Origin of the sequence: Salisaeta longa DSM 21114 (assembly GCF_000419585.1) — a bacterium.
In the GTDB taxonomy this organism is placed as follows: Bacteria; Bacteroidota; Rhodothermia; order Rhodothermales; family Salinibacteraceae; genus Salisaeta; species Salisaeta longa.
In genome coordinates this window covers 1,976,518-1,995,861 of record NZ_ATTH01000001.1, presented here as the reverse complement: position 1 = coordinate 1,995,861, position 19,344 = coordinate 1,976,518, and the positions used below count along the sequence as shown (strand labels likewise).

Here is a 19,344-nt window from a genome sequence, read left to right as displayed (position 1 = left end):
AAGCCCGAGGGCATTACCAGTGGATGCTGAGGGAAGCTGCGGGCGTCCAGCCCAGCACAAGGTGCTGCGTGACGGCCAGGTCGGCGGCGAGGCGCCCCAGCCGAAGGCCCACGCCACTCGTAAAGCGCGTAGGTGCCGTGGTGATGCCCGCGCGCAGCGCCAGCACGTCAACCGGGTGCACCTCCACCCCGCCGCGCACGGCCAGCGGGTAGCGGATTTGCTTGAAGACATCGGCCACAACCGTTACGCGTTCGGTGGCGGCGTAGGCAGCGCCCAGCGCCAGCGTTTGGGGCAGCGTGTGTCCGCCGAGTGCGGCGCCGTGCAGGTTCGTGGCATGCGCGGCCACCGCAAGGGCGGGCCGCGGCCGAAACAGCAAGCCCGCGTTAAACGCGAGGGCCCCGGCGCTGCCATAGCCGGCAATGGCTGTGTGATAGTACCGAGCAGTAGCGCCTGCAAAGAGGGTGCGGCTGGTGCCCAACGACACGCCCCGCGCGTAGCCCGCGCTCACGTGCACCTCGCGGTAGTCCGAAAACCCAAACGTGCTCAGGCCGCCGGCCAGCGTGCCCCAGCCGGTGGGCTCCAGGTACTGAAGCGCCCCGTAGCGAAGCTCCGCGAGCCCGTAGGCCTGGCGCGCAAAGAAGGTGACGGCCCGCGCCGCCCGCGTGGCCCAGGCGGCCGGGTTCGAGTGCACGCCCACGTCGCTAGCGAGCGCGGTGGTGGCCGATCCCAAGGCGCTCGACCGGGCATGCCCCAGCAGGTCGGTAGTCGATTGCGCCGCTACGCTGCCGTACAGCCAGCAGCAGAGAATAAGCCCGCAGGTAACGCGCATCGTGCCGTGTCATCTGATGAGCAAGAGCAGGTGTTCGCAAGACACGGCAGGCGGTGATCCGCAACGTCGCCGCGGCCCGCGGTGCTCTGTAAAGTTGCCATTGATACGCGATGGGTTTGGGGGTATGGAATCGCAATCGTGACGGCTGAGCTGTACCATATGACGTTGGAGCGGCTCCAGCTGCAGCCCGCGCTTGTCCCCGCTACGCATCACGCACATGGCTACTGCCTCAACGTCCAACCACGCCTCGCTGCTGCACCGCCTGTCCATGTGGTGGCGCAGCGTGCCGCCGGCGCAGCTGTTTGTGGGCTCGTTCTTTCTGCTGATTGTGCTGGGAACGGTGGGCTTCAAGGTGCTGCCGGGACTATACACGGGCCCCGAGCTGTCGTGGCTCAACGCCTTGTTTACATCCACCAGTGCGGTGTGCGTCACGGGGCTCATTGTGGTCGACACGGCCACATTTTTTACGACGTGGGGCCAGGCGTACCTCTTGCTGCTTATCCAGCTCGGCGGGCTGGGCATCATCTCGTTCACGTCCATCATCATCGTAGTGCTGGGGCGCCGGTTGTCGTTGCGTCATCAGGCACTCGCCACCGGCGCGGCCGAAATTACCGACGATGTGCACTATGCGGATCTGGCCTGGGCCGTCATGAAGTTTACGCTTGGTACGGAGCTGTTAGGAGCTGTCCTGCTGTACCTCAGTTGGGGCTCTGCCCTAGGCTGGCAGGGGGCGGTGTGGCCGGCCGTCTTTCACTCGATCAGCGCGTTTTGCAACGCCGGGTTCTCCACCTTCTCCACCTCGCTGATGAACTTTCAAGGCAATGCGCCGCTCCTGCTGGTGGTGATGGCGCTCATTGTGATGGGCGGGTTGGGCTTTTTGACGTTAGAGGAGCTAAACGTGTGGTACCGCAAGCGGCAATCGAAACGCTTTCGCCTGTCTACGCACTCGCAGATTGTGCTGGGCACCACGGCGGTGCTCATTGTGGGCGGCGCGGTGGTTATCACGGCCTTCGAGTGGCAGCACACCCTGCAGGGGCTTTCCCTGGTCGATCGGGTCGTGAACGGTTTGTTTGCGAGCGTGACCACCCGCACGGCCGGCTTCAACACGATCGACTACGGCGCAGCGCACCCCAGCACGAATTTCTTCACGATCCTCTGGATGTCTATTGGCGGCTCGCCCGGCTCCACGGCCGGCGGACTCAAAACCACGACGGCGGCCATCTTGTGCCTGGCGGCATGGGCACGTCTGCGCGGCTATCACTACACGCACGTCTCGGGGCGCACCATTCCGCCCGAGACGGTACAGCGCGCCACCAGTCTGTTTGTGCTGGGCTTCGTGGTGGTTACGGCTGGTGTCTTTGTGCTATCGTTTAGTGAGCTGCCAAGCATTCTGGCCATTGCGCCGCAGGGCACCTTTTTGCACCATATGTTTGAAGCCGTCAGCGCGTTTAACACGGTGGGCCTGTCGATGGGCATCACGAGCGACCTTTCCATCACCGGCCGCTGGACAACCATCCTGCTTATGTTTATTGGCCGCGTGGGGCCGCTCACGGTGGCCGCGGCGATGTCTATTGAGCGGCGCACGCAGCGCGACAACTTCCGTTACGCATACGAAGATGTGATTGTGGGCTAACGCGGTTCGATTTTTTCTACCACACGCCAAAGGCATGAAGCGATTCGTTATTGTAGGGATCGGGAATTTTGGATCGAGTGCGGCGGAGGCGCTGTACAGCCGCGGGCACGACGTCATTGCGGTGGACACGCGCGAGAGCGCGGTCGACCAGGTGGCCTCGCACGTCTCGCGGGCGGCCGTGGGCGACGGGCGCAAGCGCGATATGCTGCGTCAGGTGGGCGCCGACGCCTCGGATGCGGCCGTGATTAGCACGGGCGACGACATCACCGCGAGCATCTTGTCTACCATGGCGCTTAAAGACCTGGGCGTGGAGGAGATTTACGTGAAGGTGATCTCGCACGATCACGCCCGCGTGATGAGCCAGTTGGGCGTTACGGAGACGGTTTTTCCGGAGCGCGAGTCGGCCTTCAACCTGGCGAACCGCATTTCTGAGCAGGGCATTCTCAACTACGTGCGCATGTCGGGCGACCTCAGCATTCAGGAGATGGTGGTGCTCGACACGTGGGTGGGCGAGTCGCTGCGCGCGCTAGAGCTGCGGGCGCGATTTGGCATCTCGGTGATTGCGGTGCACGACGTAGAGCGCGATGTAATGGACGTGCCGCCGGACCCCGACGCGCCGCTCAAGGAGTCCGACACGTTGCTGCTCGCCGGCCGGCCCGAGAGCCTTGCGCAGCTGGCCGACGCGGTGGACGAGGACGCGTCGTAGGGTGCGCATTCTCTTTGCGTAAGGCAAACCGGCCTCGTCTACTCGCGGCCCGCGATGCGATCCCACATGCGCTGCTGCTCAGAGCCCGGCGGCACGCTGTACGGGTCGTTGGGTAGCGACACGCGGTCGAGAATGGGGTATCGCTTCTTGTAGATGAACGGCCGCGGCAAGCCCTTCGGCTCGTCGCCCAGCACGAGCACCATAGTGCCGGGGTCGAGCAGGCGTCCGTTGATCGATCCGTAGCCCACGCCGCCCGCGGTGGTATTCCAGGGCTCGGCCCAATCGTAAATCCATTTCGCATCGATGTCCACGAGGCGCACGCAGCCATGGCTGGCTGGGCCGCCGGTGGGCATGGCGTACTGGTGCACGTGGATGCCACGGGCATTGTGGAAATTGAACACCCAGTACATCTCCCACTCCTCGTCGGGCGGACTGAGCGACGAGACGCGGTATTCTTCTTTCCAGTTGAAGTTGAACCGGCCGTTGGGCGTTTCGGTGCTGCCGGCCTTGCCGGTGTTTACGATGCCCCAGCGCACGAGGCGGCCATACTCGTAGGCCGCGAAGGCCTGCACGCGCTTGTGAATGATGAACAGCTTGTTGAGCGAGCGGGCGCCGGGGTAGTAGCGCGGGAAGGGCGAGTACGCCCGGAAGTCGAGTCCGAAGCGCGTGGGCACCACCAGCGTATCGCCCAGCGCTGTGTTGCCGAGGAGCTTGCGGTTCAGGAGCTCCACCAGGTGGGCGCGCTCGGTGCCCAGCTCCACGCTTCCGTCGCCTAGCGTCCGGTAGAACTGGTTGCGCGCCAGCACCGAGTTGCCGCTGGGGTGATCCAGCACGTAGTACTCGTAGAACACGTCGGGCAGCGCATTCAGGCTCGGGGCCCGCGTGCTAAGCAGCTCCTCAAGCTTGTACTGATCGTAAAAGCCCTGGGCGTGGGCGGGTGCAGGGGCCCACAGCACGCCGGCGCCCACCACCATCCAGGCAACAAGGTACAATCGAAAAGAGCGCATGGCCAAGAACGGCATGATTGAAGCGGTAAAGCAGTGAACCGTGTGCTTCGTGCAATGCTGCACGCATGCGTTACGGGCTACATCCTTCACGACGCAGCGTCTCGATAGTTGCCGGGTCGCCCAGTACAATGAGCACATCGCCGGTCTGGATGCGATCGGACGGGGCCGGATTGAAGTGCATCGTCTGCTCGCTCTGGTCGATGATGCCAATGACTACGGCGTCGTACTGCTGCCGGAAGTTGCTCTCGGCGAGCGTTTGACCGGCCAGCGGCGCGCCGGGCTTAATGCGCACCTCCTCCATCTGCAGGCTGAGGCTTCCGGTGTGCAGCACGTGCTCCAAAAACTGATCGACGTTGGGGCGCAGCACCACCTGCGCCATGCGGTCGGCGCCCACCTCGCTGGGGGCCACCACCTTATCGGCCCCGGCATGCAGCAGCTTGCTCCGGTTGCGGTGGTCCATGGTGCGCGTCAGGATGGCCACGTCGGGGTTCATCTCGCGGGCCGTGAGCGTCACGAACACGTTCGAGCTGTCATCCGGCAGGGCGAGGATCAGGCCGCACGAGCGATGGATGCCAGCGGCCGTGAGCGTTTCTTCCTCCTCGGCATCGCCTTCAATGTACAGGTGATTGTTGGCGGCAATGTCTTCAATGACCTCCGGATCGCGTTCTACAACCACGAAGGGGCGATTGGCCTTCTCCAAATCCTCGGCGAGCCGCTGCCCCACCCGCCCGTAGCCACAGACGATGTAGTGGTCGGTAAGGTCTTTGATGCGTTGCTTCATCTGGCGTCGGTAGAAGTTTTCGCTGGCAAGTAGGAGCTGCGCGGCGCGCGTGGCCACAAACGTTACGAGGCCGATGCCCGTGAGGCCAATGAAGACCGTGAACAGGCGGCCGACGGGCGAGAGGGGATGCACCTCTTGAAACCCGATGGTGGCCAGGGTGATGAACGTCATGTAGAACCCGTCAATGAACGGCCAGCCTTCAATGATGCGGTATCCGGCGGTGCCCACGCCAAAGAGCACGCACAGCAGGGCCGTGGCCGAAATGATCTGAAGCTGGGCAACATCGAAGTCGCGCGTCCATCGGGCAAGGTAGCGGCGCGGGGGAGCCATGCGTTAGGCGGAAGCGGTGGAGGCAGGGGCAAGGGAGTAACGCTGCGCCAGCCAAGTAGCGCGGGCCGCGCGGGCGAAGCGCCCGTCGTGCAAGGCGCCAACCGTCTGAATGCTGCGATCGAAGATGGGGGTGTCGCCGGTAATTGCACCGGCAGCAACGCGGTCGGCCAGCGCCGTTCGGGGCACCACGTGCACGCCCGAGGCGTCTTCGTACGCCACATGCAAAGCCGGCGCCCACGCAATGTCGAGGGGCGCAGCCGCTTCGTTGAGGGCCTGCACCGCCGCGTCGATGCCGCAGCCCGAGATGCCCGCATCGTCGGCCTGCACGACGCCCGCGAGCAGTACAAACCGCTGCTTGGCAATCGCGAGTGCGCCGCGCACCGGGCGGCCGTGCGTCGACCACGACGCAAAGAATGGCGCCATGGCCTCGTGCAACGCCGTTTGCTGCGCTTCGGTTAGGGGTGCATCGCTCGTGTGAATCCACAGCCGGGCCGTGGGCGGAAAATCATCAAAAAAAGTCATGGCGGTTGGTCTGCTTGAAAAGGCACAGCGCCCAAAACGCACAGCGCTATGCTTTTGTTTGACGGCGCCAGCGGTGCACCGCTCCACTCGGCTTGCGATTTATCGCCGCTGCGTTGTACGTTTGTATGCTCCCCTACTCGCGCCGCACCCCTTCAAGTCCTGATTGAAACCGCCGGTTATGAAGAAAGCACTGTACATTCTAGGAAAACTGAGCGACTCCGATATCGACTGGATGGTGGCAAACGGTGCCTCGTCCGAGGTAGATGCCGACACCGTAATCATCCGCCAAGGCAAACCGGCCGACTCGCTGTACCTGGTTCTCAATGGCTCGTTTATGGTTATCGATGAGGAGCGGGAGGCCACGGTGGCGGTGCTGGAAAGCGGTGAGATCGTAGGCGAGATGTCGTTTGTCGACGAGCAGCCGCCCTCGGCCACGGTCCGCTCAATTACCGATAGCACGGTTTTCGAGTTGCCGCGGGCCGCGCTGGAGCAAAAGCTGGACGAAGACGACGAGTTTGCCAAGCGGTTCTACCGGGCCGTGGCGGTGTTCTTGTCTGATCGCTTGCGCTCTACGCTCCGCAAAGACGTAGCCAACGGCGACCGCACGCCCAAAGAGGCCTTCGATCCGCAAACCATGGAGCAGATGATTGAGGCCAGCAACCGCTTCGATCGGTTTCTGGAGAAACTGGCCAGCGCATAGGTTCCGCCCAATCCTTCACGTCTGACCTGCCACCCCTGTGCGTATGAAGCGTCTGATTGCAGCACTCGCCCTGCTCGTTGTGCTGGGCGGCATCGAATATGTGACGGGCGTCGAGGTGATGGGCGACCTCGACCTGGTGCCCGAGCAATGGGAGCGTCCGGCGCGCACAGCGGAGGCGCCCCCTACGGCCGCGGCTCCCGCGCCTTCGGCTGCCCCGGCGCAAACGCCCCCGGCCAAGGCCGCACCGGCCGATGCTACGGTGCGCTTCGTCACGTGGAATCTGTACAACTTTGGCCGCTCGAAAAACGCCGAGGAGATCGCCTTCGTCGCCGAGCAGTTGCGCGAGTACGAGGTGGTGGCCATCCAAGAGATTTCCACCTCACCCCCGGGCCCGCAGGCTATTGGGCGGTTGGTGGACGCGCTCGACCGCACCGGCTTCAACTGGGACTACACCATCAGCGACCCCACGACGGGCGACGGCACCGAGCGCTATGCCTTCTTGTGGAAGCCGTCGCGCGTGCGGCTGGTGGGGCGGGCCTGGCTCGAAGACCGCCTGGCCGATACCATCGACCGGGAGCCGTACTGCGCGCGCTTCGAGCACGTGGGCACCGGGCAGCGCATGCTGGTGGCCAGCTTGCACGCCATCCCGCGCTCCAAAGACCCGGAAACCGAGATCCGCCAGCTCCACGCCCTCCACGACCGCTACCCCGACGACAACGTGATGGTGGTGGGCGACTTTAACCTTGACGGCGAAGATGAGGCGTTCAATGGCTTGCGCCGGCGGGGCTACGCCATGGTGCTGCACGATCAAAAGACGAGCCTGGGCCGCAAAGTAGATCCTGGGCCGCAGGGCCACTTGGCCAGCGAGTACGACAACATTTTCTACGAGACGGCAACGCTCGATGCGGTGCGCCGCGGGGTCATCGACTTCACGCAGCAGTTTCCCTCGCTCCGCGCCGCCCGCAAAATCTCGGACCACCTGCCGGTGTACATGCACGTCGGATGGGACGCCGTGCCGCCTGCGCAGCCGTAGCGCGCTGCCTGTCGTAGGGCGGTCGGGGGGCCGCGGGCGCCGGGCTACCAGCGGGGCGTCTGTTCGGTAGCGGGCATCGGGAGATCGGCGGTAACGTCGTCTAGCAGCGCCTCCTTCTCGTCGATGGGCAAGAACGCATACCGGAAGCCGTTGAGGGCAATCTCGCGCAGCGCATTGGCCGTGATGCCGCACCGCTGGTGGACCCGCAGCAGCTCATCGGTCACCGACGTGCGGCTAAACAGGCGGTTGTCGGTGTTTACGGTGACGGGCACATTGGCCTTCACGTAGGTGTTGATGGGGTGCGCCTCGTAGCTGGGCACAACGTGCGTCTGCACATTGCTCGTGGGGCAAATCTCCAGCGGGATACGGTGGTCGGCAAAGTACTGCATCAGCTCGGGATCTTCGCGTAGCGTGATGCCATGGCCAATGCGGTGCGCGCCGCAGTAAAAGAGGGCCTGCCGGATGGAGTCGGGGCCCCACGACTCGCCCGCGTGCAGCGTCAGGTTGAGCAGCGCATTGCGAGCCTTGTAGAAGGCGTGCAGGTGGCCCTTGGGTGGGTTGCCCGCCTCGCCGCCGGCCAGGTCGAAGGCCACCACGCCCCGGTGACGGTACGCCGCGGCCAGCTCGGCCTGCCGCATCGACGCGCTCTCGTAGCGGTCGCGCAGCCCGCACACAATCAGCGACGTCGTGAGGTCGTAGTCGCGCTCCGCCCGCGCGAGGCCCGCGAGCACCGCATCGGTCACGTCCTCCAGCGAAAGGCCCTCCTCGGTGTGCAAGATGGGCCCAAAGCGCACCTCCAGGTAGCGCACGTTCTCCTGCGCATTGTCCTCGGCCAGCTCGTAGGCCACCCGCTCCAGCGCCTCAGCCGTCTGCATCAGCGGGATGGTGTACCGGAACCAGGCAAGGTACGCCTCCAGGGTTTCGGAGTCGTCGATGGCGCGCAAGATTTCGCGCAACCCGTCTTCTGTGTCGGCCGGCAGCACGCTCATCTTGCCCTCGCGGCGGGCGATATCCAACATGGTTGGTAGGCGCAGCGAGCCGTCGAGGTGGCAATGGAGCTCGGCTTTGGGCCACTGCAGCAGATCGTCACGGCTTAGCGAGGCAGCATCGGGGACGTCGGCAGACATAAGCAGAGGGGATCGTGGCAAAAAGAATTGTGCGTCCCAACCGGCCCGTGCGGGCAGCGGTTTCGCAACGGCTGTTATGCCTCGGTGAAGCCCCGCCGGCGCCCGCCGGTCATGGATCTTCCGCGGCCCACAGCCTTCCAACCCTCTTGCACCCTCGCCCCGTTTTCACCGACCGCAGCCCCTGCCTATTGTGAGCGCTTCGCCGCCTTCGGACCGCGACAACTTCATCTACGACATCATCGACGAGGACTTGGCCAACGGCACGCACGACGGACGCGTGGCAACGCGCTTTCCGCCCGAGCCCAACGGCTACCTGCACATTGGGCATGCCAAGTCCATTTGCCTCAACTTTGGCATCAAGCACGACTACGCCGATCGCGCCCGCACGCAGTGCCACCTCCGGTTCGATGACACCAACCCCGAAACCGAATCGATGGAGTACGTCGCCTCCATCAAAGAGGCGGTGCGGTGGCTGGGCTACGACTGGGGCGAGCACCTCTACTTTGCCTCCGATTACTTCGAGCAGTTCTACGCGTACGCCTGCACGCTCATCGCGCAGGGCGATGCGTACGTCGACAGCCTCAGCGAGGAAGAAATCCGCGAATACCGGGGCACGGTCAACGAGCCGGGGCGGCCCAGCCCGTACCGCGACCGCTCGGTGGAGGAGAACATGGAGCTGTTTCGGCGGATGCGCGCCGGCGACTTCCCCGACGGGGCCCACGTGCTGCGCGCCAAGATCGACATGGCGTCGCCCCACATGATCATGCGCGACCCGCTGCTCTACCGCATCAAGCACGCCCACCACTACCGCAACGGCGACGACTGGTGCATCTACCCGATGTACGACTTTGCGCATCCGCTGGAAGATGCCATTGAGGGGATTACGCACTCGCTGTGCACGCTGGAGTTTGACAACAACCGCCGCGTGTACGATTGGGTGCTGGAGCACTGCCTGCCCGCCGAGGAGGTGCCGCAGCGCCCGCATCAGTACGAGTTTGCGCGGCTCAACGTGGACTACACCATCATGAGCAAGCGCAAGCTCCTGCATCTGGTGGAGACCGGTGCGGTGGACGGCTGGGACGATCCGCGGTTGCCTACGCTGGCGGGGCTGCGCCGGCGGGGCGTGCCGCCGTCGGCCATTCGGGCGTTTTGCCACGACGTGGGCGTTACGCGAAGCGAGAGCCGGGTGGAAATTAGCCTGCTGGAGCATGCCATCCGCGACGACCTGAACACGCGCGCGCCGCGGGTGATGGCCGTGCTCGACCCGCTGAAGGTGGTGGTGACCAACGTGGACGAAGACACCGTCGACTGGCTGGAGGTGCCGCACTGGCCGCGCGAAATTGACAACGACGAGACGCGCGCGGTGCCGTTTACCCGCGAGCTGTACATCGAGCGTGACGATTTTCGGATGGACCCGCCGGACGACTTCTACCGGCTGGCGCCCGGCCGCGAGGTGCGCCTGCGCGGCGGCTACTTCCTGACCTGCACCGAGGCCATCACCGACGACGACGGCGCGGTGGTGGAGCTGCGGGCCACCATCGACCCGGCCACGCGCGACAGCACGGCCCCCGACGGGCGCTCGCCCCGCGGCACCATCCACTGGGTGTCGGGCACACACGGGGTGCCCATTGAGGCGCGCCTCATCGACCGCCTGTTCACCGTTCCGGCCCCGGATGCCCAGGACGCGCCCTTCACCGAATTTCTGAACCCCGAGGCCCGCGTGGTACAGGCCGGCATCGTAGAGCCGAGCGTGCGCGACCTGCCCGCCGACACGCGGCTGCAGTTTGAGCGGCAGGGCTACTTCTGGCAAGATCCGGTTGACAGCGCGCCCGACGCGCTGGTGTTCAACCGCATCGTGCCCCTGCGCGACCCGTGGGCCGCGCGCGAAGAGGCGGCGCGCAAGGAGGCGCTGGAGGCCAAACGGAAAGCCAAGGAGGCCGAGAAGGCAAAGCAGCGCAAGCGCTCGATGGAGGCCCAGCGCGACCCGGTCGAGCGCCTGACCGAGGCGCAGCGACAGCGCTTTGCCCACTACCACTTTACCCGCGGCGTGGCCCGCGAGGATGCGGCCGTCCTTGCGGCCGACGATGCGGTGGCCGACTTCTACGAGGCGGCCCTCGACGCGTACGATGCCCCGCAGGCGCTGGCGCACTGGGTGGTCAACGACCTGATGCGCGTGCTGAAAGACCGGTCGCTGGCGGAGTTGCCGTTTGGGCCGGAGGAATTGGCCGCGCTCGTGCGACTGGCCGCGGACGACGTTGTGAATAGCCGCGGCGCGCGCGAGGTGTTCGACGTGCTCGTAGACGCGGGCGGCGATCCGGAAGCCATCGTCGATGCGCGCGGGCTCCGGCAGATCAACGACCGCTCGGCCCTCCAGGAAGCCGTGACGGCCGTCATCGATGCCCATCCCGACGAGGCCGCCCGGTATCGCGCGGGCGAAACGAAGCTGTTGGGCTTCTTCATGGGCCAGGTGATGCGCGAGACGCAGGGCGCCGCCAACCCCGAAGAGGCGCGGGCGCTTTTACGCGACCGCTTGCAAGAATGACACCCTGTCACACCGTGCTGCCGATGGGACAAGCCCCGCAGCCGCGCCCCAGTGCCCGCGTGTGTCTGTGGGGCAATGCCCTACGGCGTTACATTTAGAACGGGCCTCAGGGGCACTGATGGTGGTTCAGGGCATGGCGCCTCGCCCAGGCGCGCGCTCCGGGCGGGCGTGTGCGGGGACGTTTTCCTCGAAGGCGGCGGGCCGCGCACGGTATGGAGCGCTCTTTGTAGTAACGCTTGCCACACAAATGCACGGCCCGATCGTTGCAAGCTCGTGCTGCATTGCTGCAACGCGCCGCTGCATCTCACATACCCTTTCGTTCCACAACAGCACGCCGCTCCTATGGCAAGCATTCAAGAGTCCCTCGAAAAAATCGCAGCAATTGATGGCGCCGTCGGTGCCGCCCTCGTCGATTATCAGTCGGGCATGACGCTCGGCACCATCGGGGGGGGATCTATGGACATGGAACTGGCCGGTGCGAGCAACACCGAGGTGGTTCGTTCGAAGAAAAAGGTGATTGACCAGCTCAGCCTCGACGAGCATATCGAGGACATCCTTATCACCCTCGAATCGCAGTACCACCTCATTCGCATGTTCCACGAGAACGACAACGTATTCACGTACGTCGTGCTCGACCGTGACAAGGCCAACCTGGCCCTGTCGCGCATGACGCTGGAGACCATCGACGAGGAGCTAGAGCTGAAGTAAACAGACGCACGTGTTGTGCCAGTGCATCGGCCGCCTGGCAACGGGCGGCCGTTTCTGTTGGAGGTTACGGGCTCTTTGCACGTTGGGCTTTGAATTCTTCGGTAGCTATTCGCTGTCTAAGGCGTGGCAGCTTTCGTTATCTTGCCTTTCCCCCACGCGATGGGCGATGTTTGATATGCCATTCTGTTGCCCGTACGCGCTAAGGCCCAATGGCGGCTCTCGCGTGTGCTACGGCACTCCCTCGCACCCTACTCACCAACCACCTACCAGAACGTATGGCAAGTATTCAAGAATCGCTCAACCGCATCGCCGACATTGACGGCGCGATTGGGGCCGCATTGGTCGACTACCAGTCGGGCATGACACTGGGCACCATCGGGGGGGGGGGATCTATCGACATGGAACTGGCCGGTGCCAGCAACACGGAAATTGTACGGGCCAACAAGAAGGTGATCGATCAGCTTAGCCTCGACGAGAGCATCGAGGACATCTTGATCACCCTTGAGACGCAGTATCACCTCATTCGCGTCTTTCACGAGAACGACAATGTGTTTACGTACGTCGTGCTCGACCGCGAGAAGTCGAACTTGGCCCTCGCCCGCATCACGCTGGGTGAGATTGATGAGGCGCTAGAGCTGAAGTAGCCCGCGCTGCCCGCGTGTGTCGTAGTGATGCATGCGCATTCCGGCGCGCACAACTCCAACAGGCCGTTGCACGACAAGAGGGTCGCCCCACATGGGACGACCCTCGTCGGTTACAGGGGACAGCCACAGGATGCGGAGGCCATCAGGGACGGCTCAACACGCTGCTGGCCATTCCAAAGTTTACGCGATCGGCGTCGCTTACCACCACCTGAATGTGCGTTGGCAGCTCGCCCGTGGAGGGAACGGGCACCGTGGCGGTGTACTCGCTCGGCGTGCCGGCGTATTCAAGGTCTACCGATGAGACGACAGCGCCCGTTTCATCCACGAGGCGCGCCTTCATCGTGTACGTGTTGCTGTCCCACATACCGCCCGGCTTGGTGGGGCAGCCGCAGAGCATCTGAACTTCAGCGCGCACGTCGAGTGACGCCTCGCCTTCTTCGACGACAACATCAGTCGCTGGCAGCAGCTGTACGATAAAGCCGTGCAGCTCCAGCACCAGCCCATCGCCGGTGATGTCTTGGCCGGGTACCATCAGCAGCGTCTTGGAGGCGCGCTGCACGGACTGCTCGTAGGCGAGCGGGCCCTCGGCCGTAACGAGCACGCGGGTGGGCTTCGTCAGCGGAAGCTCAGCCACGAAGCGCGCAGCCTCATCGCCGGTAAAGATGTCGGCGCCGCGCGTCTTGGCCTGTTCCATGATGGCTTTCGTGCTGCCCGACGTGCCGCGCTGCACGCCCTGCGCCAGGATTTCGTTGGTGATGGCGTTGCGCACGGTGACGCGCGCGCCGCCCACCGGGTCTTGAAGCAGCTTGGCATCGTGCGCCAGCACGTGTACCGTAAGCGTTGTGGGGGTTTGGGCATGCACGGCGCCGGGGCTGCCCACGAGGAGCAGCGCGAGCGCCAGCAGGGTACCGAGGGCGCGAAAAGCAGCGGATGAGGTGGGCATATGAGCGGTAGCCGGTTGGAGTAACAAACGCAAACGCGTGACACAGTGATGCTAACATCTGTACAGCACGCGTTGCCAACGGATGCGTAACGTTCTTTTGACTGCCGCCGTCCCGGCGCGTCCGCGGCGACTACGTGGCAACCGACCATCCGGCGCTAGGAGCCCACGCGGCCCTCGGTGGGGGAGGACGCCTGCGCGTAGAGCCGCCGCGGAATGCGGCCCGCCTGATGCGCAAGCCGCCCGGCGGTCACGGCATGACGCATCGCGCGGGCCATGGCCACCGGGTGCTTCGCTTCGGCAATGGCGGTGTTCGTCAGCACGCCGTCGTAGCCCAGCTCCATTGCCTGCACGGCATCGCTCGCCGTCCCGATGCCCGCGTCAACAATGAGCGGCGTATCGGGCAGGAGCTCGCGGATGAGTCGCAGGTTGTACGGGTTCAACAGGCCCTGCCCGCTGCCAATGGGCGAGGCCAGCGGCATGACGGCGGCACAGCCGACCTCCGCCAGTTTCTGGCACGTGATGGGGTCGTCGTTGGCATAAGCCAACACGGTAAACCCGTCATCAACGAGCGTGCGCGCGGCGTCGAGCAGCTCGTGTGGGTCGGGCAGCAGCGTCTCGTCGTCGCCAATCACCTCCAGCTTTATCAGGTCGGTGCCCAATGCCTCGCGCGCCAGCTGCGCCACCAGCACCGCCTCGCGGGCCGTGTAGCATCCGGCGGTGTTGGGGAGCACCGTGTGGCCGGCATCCCGGATCAGCTGCAAGTGGCTCTCGGGCGCGGGGCGCTCCACATTCACGCGTCGGATGGCCACCGTCACCAGGTCGGCGGCGGCCGCCGCAAGGGCGTCGAGCATGAGCTGCGGATTGGGAAAGCGCCCTGACCCCACGAGCAAGCGCGAGGAAAACGTATGGTCGCCAATCTGTAGCGCGTCGTCGGTTGCGTCGTCGGGGGTTGGCGCCGTCGGATGGTGGGTGGAGGCAGCAGGCGATTCCATGGCGGCAAACGGCTTAGTTGGAAGACTTCGTGCGCAGCGCCTTGTGTTTTTTCTGGAGGCGCTCCAGGTACGGCAGGCCGTAGTTGTAATCGAACAGGGCGCCTTCCCACGATCCGTACTGCGGGTTGGGCAGCACGATCCAGCGCGTGCCCCAAAAGCCCTGGTACTGTTCGGCGAGGCGCCGGCGCGCCGGCACGGACTGCTCCACGTTGGAGATGAAGTCGCCAGCGTTATCGCCGATCAACAGCAAGACGCGGTAGCGATCGGCCACGAAGGCCCGGCGCGGTCCTTTTTCCTCCCACCCGGGGCGCTCGCCCTGGGTGAGGATGACGTCGCTGGTGTCGGAGAGCGGAAAGCCGAGCTGGCGGAGGTTGTCGCGCGTGGCGGCCTCCACGCGGTGGTCGCGGTTGGTGAGGTAGATAACCTGCACCCCGGCGCGGGCGGCGGCCTGGGTAAAGGCCAGCGCACCGGGAATGGCCCCCGCGGCGCGCTCGCGGCACCAGGCGTTCCAGCTCTCGCTGTCGTACGTTTCGTTCTGCCGGATCAGGCGCGCTTGGTAGGCCGAGTTGTCGAGCACCGTCTCGTCTACATCCAGCACCACCGCCGGCGGAAGCGAGCGGTAACGTTCCACGCCGCGGCGGCGCTGCTCCAGCGCCGCGGTCCACGAGGAATCGTGCAGGGCGCGCGTCATCATCAGGTGGGCCGCCTGGTAGGCGCTCCGCGTGACGCCGTCAAACTCCACCGCCGTTTGCGTCCACAACACGCTGTTCAGGTTGGGGTGGCGAAGGTGGGCGCGGCGCTCCAGGCTGTCGATGCGGGCCTGAAGCTGCGCCACGGTGGGGCCATCCGAGGTCGCCGGGCTGCTGCTAGCACAGCCGGAGAGGAGCAAAGCCACGAGCGCAACCGGCACAAGCAGACGCGTCATGAACGGCAGGGGATAGGTGCATGAGTCGGCGGAGGGTACGTACCGCAAGCGGCAGGCAGCGTTCGGGCGCTGCAGGCGAAGGCAGTGAAAAAACGGCGTGCGCTTTTGGGAGACCCGTCGTTGGCTTCCCGCAGGAGCCGCGCGCCACGTGCTCGTTCACGGCGGTCTATATCGAGCGCTTGAGGGCTTCCACCTGCGCCACCACCTCCTTGCGGTCCATGGCGCGGAAGCGCTCGGGGAGGAGGTCGCGGCTCGTGCACTCAAGCACGGCCGCCAGCGTTTGCAGTTCGACCTCGGAGGGGTACGTGGGCGGAATGAAGTCGTCGACGGTGGCCTGCAAAATCGCGGCGGTTACGCGGTCGGTGCCTTGGGCGGCCGCCCGAAACGACGCCCGCGTCAAGAGTGCCTCCATATCGGCCCCGCTGAACGTCCGCTCGCCATCCAAGAGCGCATCGGGCACCTCCGCCATTGGGAGGTCGACGCCGGTGCGGTCCATCATCACGCGCAGCAGCTCCTCGCGCTCGTCGCGGGTAGACGGGTAGAACAGCGCCAGGTGTTCCTCGGCGCGGCCCTGCCGCTTGAGGTCGACGGGCATCAGGTCGGGGCGTGCGGTGACCAAAAAGAAGATGACCCGGCCGCGGTGCTTGGGGTTGCTCATGAACGAAACGATCTGCGAGAAGACGCGCTGCGAGACGCCCGAGTCGCCCTGTGCGTCGCGGTCGCCAAGCGCAGCATCGGCCTCGTCAATCATCACGGCCACCGGCGTCATGGCCTCCAGCAAGTTCAAGATCTTCTCCAGGTTGCCTTCGGTGACGCCCTGCCACTGCGAGCGGAAGTTCTTGAGCTTCACCATCGGAATGCCAATTTCGCCGGCAAAGCAGGTGATCGTAAACGTCTTGCCCGAGCCCACCGGACCGCTGACCAGGTAGCCCATCGGAAGCACATCGGGCCGCCCGTTCTGAAGGGCGGTAGCGGCCTGGCGCAGATGCTTTTTCGCCTCGGTGTGGCCGGCCACAAGGTCGAGCGAGTAATCGGTTTCGATAAACTCCAAGAGCCCGTAGGCTTCCGCTTCAATGAACTCCTTTTTGATGGCCGAGAGCGTCTCGAAGGTCAGCCGGTTGTGGTTTTGCAGCACGTCGGCCAGGATGGTGCGTAGCTGCGTGAAGTTGAGGCCCGCGGTGTTTTCCGCCAGCCCGGCCGCCGAGACGTCGGCATAGCGGCGAAACGTATCGCGCTGCCCGTCAATTGTCCAGTCGATGTAGGTGCGCCGGTCGCTCGCATCCGGAATGGGCACGTGCACCTCCACGGTGTGGGGGCTTTGCACGAGCTGCTGGTTGAGGTCGGTCAGGTTTTCGGTGACGAGGCACGCGGTAAAATCGTGCGCCAAAAAGAGCGGGTCGCGCGACCACTTTTGCAGGTAGACGAGCGCCTGCCGGTCTTCGGCCGAGTACATCGACGCCTCGGCCATGGGCACGATGGTTTCGGCGTAGTCGATGATGCAGGCGATGCGCTTGCCGTCGGCCAGGCGCAGCCGGAAGTAGTTTTCCAGCAGGCTGAAGACGCGCGGTGGGTCTTTGGGCAGCTTCTGCTGGTACTCGGTGCCAAAGATGCTGTCGTAGCCCGAGAGGGCCCGGTTGAAGTCTTTCTTCGACGCCGCGTCGGCGAAGTGGATGCCCGCCGAGCGGTCGTAGAGGATGGTGACATCGCGGGCGGCGAACAGGTCGTTGGTCAGAAAGTCGTGCAGCGGCACGTAGGTGCGGGCGCCGTCGCGGGTTTGCGCGGGCACCAGGTCGCGGACATCGCCGTGTAGGATAAACTCCGATACGGTGTTGGTGAAGTACTTGCGGGCGAGTTCTTTGGCCCAGGCGGGGTAATAGGCGAGATGCGGGGCTGCAGCGGACGAGGGATCGGCAGGTGGTGTAGGCATGGCGATAGAGGTGGTCAGGTTGTGGAAGGAGGCAAACGGCAACGCGGGGACTCACACGCGGGGATTGACACGTGGGCATCTCTTGCAATGTTACGTCGGCCAACCGGTTCGATGCAACCGCAGCGTGCTGCGTGCAAGGCAATCGAATGAGCAATCGTGAATCCGCCCTGTGCGCCTCGAAGACGGCCTCCGCGTCGCTCGCATGCGCACCAGTGGCATGACTAAGGCCCCTCACTCCTCTTGTCATTGCGAGCGAACGCAGTGAGCGCGGGGGCCTTTAGGTCATCCTGGAAGGGGGGCCGAAGGTCATGCCTGTGGCGCAATCTCCGCAATGGGGCGCTCCTGCCCGTACATGGAGATCGCCGCGTCACTCACGTGCGTTCGTTCCTCGCGATGACAAGGAGCGTACTGCTTTTTTGTGTGTTGGGCGTGCAGTTGTTCAGACTCGTCCGAAAAGCCATCTGAACCATTCACGTATCGTTTCTGCACTTCATCCCTTTTGTTATTGCGAGGAGCGGAGCGAGGGCCTAAGATCATACTCGTGGTACGTGGCAATCTCCACAAACGAGCAAGGACCTGCCGCACATTGCAATCAGCGAGACGTACTGATAGAGCAAAAGACGGATCTTCCTTCCGGGGCACGTCATCATCATTTTGCAAATCGCTCCTGATCGGCGTCAGTACGAACCCCAAATTGATGCGATTGCACTGGTGCGGCGTGGTGGGCCTTTGGGACGCTGTGCGGAACGCACGATGGCATGGGACGCTGCGCGACGCCGCGTGCAGATCCGCCGGAAATTTGCGCAGCGCGTGAATCCGATGGGGCGCCGGCTCGTGTGACAAGGCGTCGCTGCAGTCTCCAATCCGCCCCGCCGCCCCGTGCCCGACCCGATCACGCTTTCGTTTGCCGACGGGCGTCGCTACGACGTCCAGTTTCGTCCGCTTGATGCCCTGCCCGCTACGCTGGCCGCGGCCGACGTGCGCCCCGGGCGCTGCCTGCTGGTGACCGACGAGCACGTGGCCGCGCACTATCGCGGGCCGGTGGGGGCCGCGCTGACCAGCGCCGGATGGACGCCGCACGTGCACACGCTGCCGCCTGGCGAAGCCACCAAACGTGCCGAGATGCTGCACCGCATCTACGACGAGGCCCTCCGCTGGGGCATGGACCGGCAGACGCCCGTGTTGGCGGTAGGCGGCGGCGTCATCGGCGATCTGGCGGGGTTTGCCGCGGCTACGCTGCTGCGCGGCGTTCCGCTGGTACACGTGCCCACGTCGCTCATTGCGCAGGTCGATAGCTCCATTGGCGGCAAAACCGGCATCAACCACGCGACCGGCAAAAACCTGATCGGTTCGTTTTATCAGCCGGCGCTGGTGCACACCGACACGGCATGCCTGCGTACGCTGCCTATGCGCGAGTGGACCAGCGGGCTGGCGGAGGTGGCGAAGCACGCCCTGCTTACCGACGGGCCGCTGCGCGCGCTGCTTGCCAAGCACCGCGATGCGCTGTACGCCCGCACCGACGATGCCCCCATCCCGTCGATGGTGCGGGCGGCCGTGGCCGTGAAGGCCGAGGTGGTGCAGGCCGACGAGCGCGAGGCCGGGCGGCGCGCCGTGCTCAACCTGGGGCATACGTTTGCGCACGCCATCGAAGCGGTGGCGGGCTACGGACGCTTCACGCACGGCGGGGCGGTGGCGCTGGGCCTGCGGGCCGCGCTTCACCTGTCCAGTGCGGCGCATCCATCGTTTCCGCTGGACGCGTGCGACGCCCTGGTGCGGCCGCTGGCACCGGTGGACGCCACTGCCGATCTCTCCTTCGAGGCCCTCTACGAAGCCATGCGCGCCGACAAAAAGAACCGCGGCGGCCGTCGCCGCTTCGTGCTGCTGCGGGCGCCGGGCGATCCATACGTCACCAGCGACTGCTCGCGGGCGGCCGTGGCCCGCGCGTGGACGTTCGCCACGTCGTAGATGGATACAGACGCGGCCCCACACGTATGA

General features: G+C 64.9%; 17 protein-coding genes. 8 read left to right on the top strand and 9 right to left on the bottom strand.

Annotated elements, in window-relative coordinates:
* Positions 1-13: 13 nt before the first annotated feature.
* A complete protein-coding gene (locus SALLO_RS0108275) occupies positions 14-829 on the bottom strand; it encodes a PorV/PorQ family protein (protein ID WP_022835838.1) in 816 nt (271 codons plus the stop codon).
* A 217-nt stretch (positions 830-1,046) separates the two neighbouring features.
* Between SALLO_RS0108275 and SALLO_RS0108270 the strand changes: the two genes are divergently transcribed.
* Together SALLO_RS0108270 and SALLO_RS0108265 are read left to right on the top strand one after the other, a co-directional pair.
* A complete protein-coding gene (locus SALLO_RS0108270; protein WP_022835837.1) occupies positions 1,047-2,462 on the top strand; it encodes a TrkH family potassium uptake protein in 1,416 nt (471 codons plus the stop codon).
* Between the two features lie 34 nt (positions 2,463-2,496).
* The gene (locus SALLO_RS0108265; protein WP_022835836.1) at positions 2,497-3,168 is read left to right on the top strand and encodes a potassium channel family protein; all 672 of its coding nucleotides are present in this window, start codon (positions 2,497-2,499) and stop codon (positions 3,166-3,168) included.
* Positions 3,169-3,206: 38 nt separating this feature from the next.
* On the opposite strand, the gene SALLO_RS0108260 is transcribed toward SALLO_RS0108265, so the two are convergent.
* The 3 genes from SALLO_RS0108260 to SALLO_RS0108250 form a co-directional block, all read right to left on the bottom strand.
* Positions 3,207-4,175 carry a L,D-transpeptidase gene (locus SALLO_RS0108260; protein ID WP_028567050.1) on the bottom strand — a complete coding sequence of 323 codons (969 nt, stop codon included), beginning with the start codon at positions 4,173-4,175 and terminating at the stop codon, positions 3,207-3,209.
* Positions 4,176-4,245: 70 nt separating this feature from the next.
* Positions 4,246-5,286 (bottom strand): potassium channel family protein, encoded by a 1,041-nt coding sequence (locus SALLO_RS16135; RefSeq protein ID WP_022835834.1) that lies wholly within the window; start codon positions 5,284-5,286, stop codon positions 4,246-4,248.
* A gap of 3 nt (positions 5,287-5,289) precedes the next feature.
* A complete protein-coding gene (locus tag SALLO_RS0108250; RefSeq protein ID WP_022835833.1) occupies positions 5,290-5,808 on the bottom strand; it encodes a hypothetical protein in 519 nt (172 codons plus the stop codon).
* A gap of 178 nt (positions 5,809-5,986) precedes the next feature.
* On the opposite strand from SALLO_RS0108250, the gene SALLO_RS0108245 reads away from it, so the two are divergent.
* Together SALLO_RS0108245 and SALLO_RS16130 are read left to right on the top strand one after the other, a co-directional pair.
* Positions 5,987-6,508, top strand: coding sequence for a cyclic nucleotide-binding domain-containing protein (locus SALLO_RS0108245; protein WP_022835832.1), 522 nt, complete (start codon positions 5,987-5,989; stop codon positions 6,506-6,508).
* A 43-nt stretch (positions 6,509-6,551) separates the two neighbouring features.
* The gene (locus tag SALLO_RS16130) at positions 6,552-7,541 is read left to right on the top strand and encodes an endonuclease/exonuclease/phosphatase family protein (protein ID WP_022835831.1); all 990 of its coding nucleotides are present in this window, start codon (positions 6,552-6,554) and stop codon (positions 7,539-7,541) included.
* A 44-nt stretch (positions 7,542-7,585) separates the two neighbouring features.
* Here the strand turns inward: SALLO_RS16130 and add are convergent, their stop codons facing one another.
* Positions 7,586-8,668 (bottom strand): adenosine deaminase, encoded by a 1,083-nt coding sequence (gene add / locus SALLO_RS16125; protein ID WP_022835830.1) that lies wholly within the window; start codon positions 8,666-8,668, stop codon positions 7,586-7,588.
* Positions 8,669-8,858: 190 nt separating this feature from the next.
* Between add and SALLO_RS0108230 the strand changes: the two genes are divergently transcribed.
* From SALLO_RS0108230 to SALLO_RS0108220, 3 genes are all read left to right on the top strand, one after another.
* The gene (locus SALLO_RS0108230; protein ID WP_022835829.1) at positions 8,859-11,210 is read left to right on the top strand and encodes a glutamine--tRNA ligase/YqeY domain fusion protein; all 2,352 of its coding nucleotides are present in this window, start codon (positions 8,859-8,861) and stop codon (positions 11,208-11,210) included.
* 342 nt (positions 11,211-11,552) lie between these two features.
* The gene (locus tag SALLO_RS0108225; RefSeq protein ID WP_022835828.1) at positions 11,553-11,918 is read left to right on the top strand and encodes a hypothetical protein; all 366 of its coding nucleotides are present in this window, start codon (positions 11,553-11,555) and stop codon (positions 11,916-11,918) included.
* Between the two features lie 275 nt (positions 11,919-12,193).
* Positions 12,194-12,562, top strand: coding sequence for a hypothetical protein (locus SALLO_RS0108220; protein WP_022835827.1), 369 nt, complete (start codon positions 12,194-12,196; stop codon positions 12,560-12,562).
* A gap of 142 nt (positions 12,563-12,704) precedes the next feature.
* Here SALLO_RS0108220 and SALLO_RS16120 read toward each other — a convergent pair whose 3' ends face one another.
* From SALLO_RS16120 to SALLO_RS0108200, 4 genes are all read right to left on the bottom strand, one after another.
* A complete protein-coding gene (locus SALLO_RS16120; protein WP_022835826.1) occupies positions 12,705-13,505 on the bottom strand; it encodes a hypothetical protein in 801 nt (266 codons plus the stop codon).
* A gap of 155 nt (positions 13,506-13,660) precedes the next feature.
* Positions 13,661-14,497, bottom strand: a complete 837-nt coding sequence (gene thiG / locus SALLO_RS0108210; protein ID WP_022835825.1) for a thiazole synthase — start codon at positions 14,495-14,497, stop codon at positions 13,661-13,663.
* 13 nt (positions 14,498-14,510) lie between these two features.
* Positions 14,511-15,422 carry a 5'-nucleotidase, lipoprotein e(P4) family gene (locus tag SALLO_RS0108205; protein WP_022835824.1) on the bottom strand — a complete coding sequence of 304 codons (912 nt, stop codon included), beginning with the start codon at positions 15,420-15,422 and terminating at the stop codon, positions 14,511-14,513.
* Positions 15,423-15,588: 166 nt separating this feature from the next.
* Complete coding sequence (locus SALLO_RS0108200; RefSeq protein ID WP_051141340.1) at positions 15,589-17,349, bottom strand: ATP-binding protein; 1,761 nt, start codon at positions 17,347-17,349, stop codon at positions 15,589-15,591.
* Between the two features lie 879 nt (positions 17,350-18,228).
* Here SALLO_RS0108200 and aroB point away from each other — a divergent pair.
* A complete protein-coding gene (aroB, locus tag SALLO_RS0108190; RefSeq protein WP_022835822.1) occupies positions 18,229-19,314 on the top strand; it encodes a 3-dehydroquinate synthase in 1,086 nt (361 codons plus the stop codon).
* Positions 19,315-19,344: the final 30 nt, after the last annotated feature.